The organism is Nonomuraea sp. NPDC004580 (assembly GCF_040609855.1).
GTDB lineage: Bacteria > Actinomycetota > Actinomycetes > Streptosporangiales > Streptosporangiaceae > Nonomuraea > Nonomuraea salmonea.
In genome coordinates this window covers 1-5,980 of sequence record NZ_JBEXLH010000124.1, presented here as the reverse complement: position 1 = coordinate 5,980, position 5,980 = coordinate 1, and the positions used below count along the sequence as shown (strand labels likewise).

Annotated in this window: 2 protein-coding genes; both read right to left on the bottom strand. The window is 73.8% G+C overall.

Annotated elements, in window-relative coordinates:
• The coding region (locus ABZW11_RS45950; protein WP_355432809.1) for an amino acid adenylation domain-containing protein at positions 1–3,731 on the bottom strand (3,731 nt) is incomplete at its 3' end.
• Positions 3,731–5,980, bottom strand: a 2,250-nt coding sequence (locus ABZW11_RS45945; RefSeq protein WP_355432806.1) for an amino acid adenylation domain-containing protein, incomplete at its 5' end; no start/stop codon positions are given. The genes ABZW11_RS45950 and ABZW11_RS45945, both read right to left, overlap by 1 nt.

Here is a 5,980-nt window from a genome sequence, read left to right as displayed (position 1 = left end):
GGCAGCGGCTCGGGCAGGTCGTCGCCGCGCCCGTCCAGGAAGGCCGCCACCTCGCTCAGCACCACCTCCAGGCCGAGGTGGTCCTGCACCAGGTGGTGCACCCGCACCAGAGCAAGCCAGCGATCATCGTCCCGCGTCACGTGCACGTCCAGAAGCGGCGCGCGGCCCACATCCATCGACAGGCCGACCGTGGCCACCAGATCGCCGGTCACCTCGGATACCGGCAGCTCCGCATTGCGCCACACCACTTGGACCGGCTCCGGCAGCCCCTCCCACATCACCGCCGTACGGAAGATGTCATGACGGTCGATCACCCGCTGCAACGCCTCCGTGAAGGCGTCCAGCCGAGCGCGTGTGTCGAAGGCCAGCACCGTGGGTGTCACGTAGGCGTCGTCGCCGCCCTCGGCGAGCAGGTGATGGAAGAGCAGACCTTCCTGAAGCGGAGCCAGCGGGTAGACGTCGGCCACGTTCGCCGCACCGCCCGGCACTCCCGCCACGATCCGGTCGATGTCCGCCTGGGACAGCTCCACCAGCGGGAGCATCTCCGGCGTGATCTCCGTGGCGGCCGGCGAGATCAGGTTCGCCGGTGTGGCCACACGCTCCGTCCCGGCGGTTGCGGCCAGTTCCGCGACCGTCGGTGTCTGGAACAGCGCCCGCACCGACACCGCCACACCCCGCGCCCGGAGCCACTCCACCAGGGAGACCACCAGCAGCGAATGGCCGCCCAGCGCGAAGAAGTCGTCGTCCACGCCGACCCGCTCCAGCCCGAGCACGTGCGCGAACCCCTCGCACAACAGCTCCTCGCGCGGGTCGGCCGGGCCACGACCACCCACGGCGTACTCGGGGACGGGCAGGGCCTTGCGGTCCAGCTTGCCGTTCGCGGTCAGGGGCAAGGCCGACAGCGCCACCACGGCCGACGGCACCATGTGAGCGGGCAAACGGTCGGCGACGAAGCGCCGGACCGAGCCGGCGAGGTCGGCCGGGTCGCCGGCCGGGACGACGTACGCGACCAGCCGCTTGTCACCGGGCCGGTCCTCGCGGACGGCCACCGCCGCCTGCGCCACGTCGGGATGCTCCAGCACCACCGCACGGACCTCGCCCGGCTCGACCCGGAAGCCGCGGATCTTCACCTGGTCGTCCACGCGGGACAGGAACACCAGCTCGCCGTCCGGCGTCCACCGCACGCGGTCGCCCGTCCGGTACATGCGCTCGCCGGGACCGCCGAACGGGCAGGCCACGAACCGCTCGCCGGTCAGCCCGGCCCGGTTGACATAGCCGCGCGCCACGCCCGCCCCGGCGACGTACAGCTCGCCGGCGGCGCCCACCGGCACCGGCGACAGCCACTCGTCCAGGACGAACACCCGCGTGTTCGCGATCGGCCGGCCGATCGGCACCACGCCGGCCGCCACGCGTCCCGGGTCCAGCCGCGTCGTGACGACGCCGATGGTGGTCTCGGTCGGCCCGTAGTGGTTGAACACCGGGCGGTCACCGGCCGCCGCGAGCAGCCGCGCCACCCACTCGGGGGCGCCGGCCTCGCCGCCCAGCACCAGCGACCGGCCGGGCAGCACCCGCTCCAGGCCGGACGTCCCGAGCGCCGCGAGGTGCGAGGGCACCGCCTTGAAGTGGTCGATGCGCTGCTCGGCCAGACCAGCCGCGACCGCCGCCGGGTCGGTGACCTGGTCGGCGTCGAGGACGTGCAGCCGCCCGCCGGAGACCAGGGCGGCCAGCAGCGCCGTGTTGCCGAGGTCGGTCGCCTGCCCCTGCAGCAGCGCGTAGGCGCGGCCCGGTACGTCCCAGCCCAGGCGAGGCGGTACCGCCGAGGCGTAGTTGGCGAGCGCGCCGTGCGTCACCGCGACGCCCTTGGGCAGGCCGGTGGAGCCGGAGGTGTAGATGACGTAGGCGGGGTTGCGGGGGTCGGCCAGGCCGCCGGGCGCGGTGTCCGGCTCGCCGGCCAGCAGCGCCGCCGTCTCCGGGTCGTCCAGCGCGAGCGTGCGGACCGGCCACGCGGGCGAGCCGCCGCGCGTCAGCAGCAGCGCCGCCGCGCTGTCGGCCAGCATGTACGCGATCCGCTCCCCGGGCTGCTCCGGGTCGATGGGCAGGTACGCCGCGCCCGCCTTCCACACCGCCAGGATGGCCGCGATCATCTCCGTGCCCTGCGACAGGCAGAGGCCGACGACCGACTCCGGGCCGACGCCGTGCCCGATGAGGTGGTGGGCCAGCCGGTTGGCGCGGGCGTCGAGTTCGGCGTACGACACCTCGGTCCCGGCGTGCGTCACGGCCACGGCTTCGGGCGTTCTGGCCGTCTGCGCCTCGAACAGGGCGGCCACGGACGGCGCGGGGACCGGCGTCCCCTGCGGGCTCCCGTCCTTGACCAGCCGGTCGCGTTCGCGTGCTCCCAGCACCCGCACGCCGGACAGGCGTACGGCGGGGTCGCCGGCCACCACGGTGAGCACGCTGGTCCACCAGCGGGCGAGGCGTTCGGCGGTGTCGGCGTCGAAGAGGTCGGCCGCCACGGTCAGCCAGCCGCGCAGCCCCGCCGGCGTGCCCCGCTCGTCGGTCGTCTCGTCCATGTTCAGGGTCAGGTCGAACTTGGCGGACGACGCCTCGGCCGCGCCGTCCTCCTCGCCCGCCCGCACGCCGGCCAGCTCCAGGGTCGCCGCGGCGTTGTTCTGCAGGTTGAGCATCACCTGGAACAGGGGGTGGCGGGACAGCGACCGCGACGGCGCCAGCTCCTCCACCAGCCGCTCGAACGGCACGTCCTGGTGGGCGAGGCCGGCCACGCTCGCCGCCCGCACCCGGCCCAGCACCTCGCGGAACGTCGGATCCCCGGACAGGTCAGCGCGCAGAACCAGTGTGTTGACGAAGAAGCCGACCAGGTCGTTCAGGGCCTGGTCGGTACGGCCGGCGTGCGCGGACCCGATCGGGATGTCGCGGCCCGCGCCCAGCTTGGCCAGCAGCACCGCGAGGGAGGCCTGCAACGTCATGAAAAGGGTGGCCCGTTCGGTCCGGGCGATCTCGGTCAGCCGCCGGTGCACGTCGGCCGGGATCGTGACGGGCACCCTGATCCCGCGATTGCTCGACACGGCCGGGCGGGGCCGGTCATAGGGCAGGTCCAGCTCTTCGGGGATGCCGTCGAGCGTCTCCCGCCAGAACCCGATCTGCCGGGCCAGGACGCTGCCCGGATCGTCCTCCGCGCCGAGCAGCTCCCGCTGCCACAACGTGTAGTCCGCGTACTGCACCGGCAGCGGCTCCCAGGCCGGGGCCCGACCGGCGCGGCGTGCCTCATAGGCGGCCGACAGGTCCCGGGCGAGCGGCCCCATCGACCAGCCGTCCGCCGCGATGTGGTGCGTCACCACCACCAGGACCTGCTCGCCGGGCCCCGCCACGAACAACCACGCCCGGATCGGCACCTCACGGGCGAGGTCGAAGGCGCACGCCTTCGCCTCGGCCACCGCGCCGTCGAGAGCGCCGGGGTCCACCTCGACGACCGGCAGCTCCCACGCCAGCTCATCCATGCTCAGGATCCGCTGGTACGGCTCGCCGCCCTCGACGGGGAACACCGTCCGCAGCACCTCGTGCCGGCCGATGACGTCACGCAGCGCCACGCCGAGCGCGTCGCGGTCGAGGTCGCCGGTCAGCCGCAGGACGAAGGGCAGGTTGTAGGCGGCGTTCGGGCCCTCGAGCCGGTGGATGAACCACAGCCGGCGCTGCGCGAACGACAAGGGGATCATCAGGAGTCCTCCTGTCCGCGACGCATCGGCCGGAGCGCCGGACGCGATGGTCGTCCCTGTTCGATGCGGTGGGCCAGACCGGCCACCGTCGGCGTGTCGAAGACGTCGGCGATCCTGACCTCGACGCCGATGGCGTGCCGGATCGTGTTGACCAGCTGGATGGCCAGCAGGGAGTGGCCGCCCAGGGTGAAGAAGTCGTCGTCGGCGCCGACCCGTTCCAGGCCGAGCACCTGCGCGAACACCTCGCACAGCGCCTCTTCCTGCGGCGTGGCCGGGGCTCTCCCCCGGCCGGCCTGGTGTTCGACGGAGGCGGGCAGGGCGGCGCGGTCGAGCTTGCCGTTGACGGTCAGGGGCAGCTCGTCGAGCACCACCACGGCCGAGGGCACCAGGTGGGCGGGTAACCGGTCGGCGGCGTAGCGCCGGACGTCCTCCGCGTCGCCGCCCACGACGTACGCCACCAGGCGTTTCTCTCCCCCGTCGGCGGGCACGATCACCGCTGCCTGGGCCACGTCCGGGTGCGTGGCCAGCACCGCCCGCACCTCGCCCGGCTCGACCCGCATGCCGCGGATCTTCACCTGCTCGTCCACCCGGCCCACGAAGATCAGCTCGCCGTCGGCGGTCCAGCGGGCGACGTCTCCCGTCCGGTACATGCGGCCGCCGTACGGGCAGGCCACGAAACGCTCCGCCGTGAGCCCGGGCCGGCCGACATAGCCGCGCGCCACCTGGACGCCCGCGATGTAGACCTCGCCGGCGACGCCAGGCGGCACCGGCGCCAGGTGGTCGTCCAGCACGTACAGCCGGGTGTTGGCGATCGGCCGGCCGAACGGCACCGCCGAGCGGGTCCCGTTGTGCTCGACGAGGCCCTCGGCCACCATCACCGTCGCCTCCGTGGGGCCGTAGGTGTTGACCAGGCGGCGGCCCCACGACCAGGTGCGCGCCGTCCCGCTCGCGATCGGCTCGGCGCCCACGAGCAGCGCCTGGACGCCCGGCCAGCCGGCCGGATCGATCACCTCAAGCAGCGACGGCACCACGCTGGCCGCGCACACCCGTTCCGCGGTCACCAGCTCGCGCAGCAGCCCGGCGTCGGTCCGCTCGGCGGGCAGCGCGACGACGAGGCGTCCGCCGCGTGCCAGGGTCACGGCGACGTCCAGTACGGACGCGTCGAAGCCGAACGAGGCGAACTGCAGCACGCCGGCCCCCGGCCCGACGCCCATGATCGGGGCGAACACCTCGATGAGGTTCACCAGCCCGGCGTGCGCCACGCCCACGCCCTTCGGGGCGCCGGTCGAGCCCGAGGTGTAGATGACGTACGCCAGGCTCGAACCGTCGATCGCCACGTCCGGCCGCGCGTCCGGCAGGCTCGCCAGCCGGGCCGCCTCTGCGGGGTCGTTCATGACCACCCATTCGACGCCGGACGTCCGTGCGGCCAGCCCGACCCGCGCGCAGATGTCGCGGTCCGTCACCACGACCCGTACGCCGGCGTCCCGCAGCATGTACTCGGCCCGCTCGATCGGGTACTCGACGTCGATCGGCACGTACACGCCGCCCGCCTTCCAGACGGCGAGCAGCGCGACGACGGCGTCCACGCCGCGCTTGAACAGCACGCCGACCGGCGACTCAGGCCCCACGCCGTGCGTGATCAGGTGCCGGGCCAGCCGGTTCGCGCGGGCGTCGAGCTGCGCGTACGTCAGGTGAGCGCCGCCCGACACCACGGCCACACCCTCGGGCGTGCGGTCGGCCTGCGCCTCGATCTCCCGCACCACCGACGTGGGCGGCAGCGCCGCCGGCGATCCCTGCCAGGTGTCCAGGACCTGGCGCCGCTCGGCGTCGTCGAGCACGTCCACGGCGGAGAGCGGGGCGTCCATGAGGGTGTCGAGGCTCTCCAGCAGCCGCACCCAGCGGCGTGCCAGCCGCTCCACGCTCTCCTCGTCGAACAGGTCGGCCGCCGCGACCAGCGACCCCCTGAGCCCGGCCGGGGCTCCATGTTCGTCGAAGACCTCGCCGACGTTGAAGTCGAGGTCGAAGCGGGCCGCCAGCACGCCCTTGGCGAGGTCCGAGTGGACCATGCCGGGCAGGTCCAGGGTGGCGTCGGTGTTGTTCTGGACGGTGAGCATCACCTGGAACAGCGGATGCCGGGCCAGCGACCGGGACGGAGCCAGCTCCTCCACCAGCCGCTCGAACGGCACGTCCTGATGCGCCAGCGCCCCCAGCGCCGCCTCCCGCACCCGCCCCAGCACTTCCCGGAACGA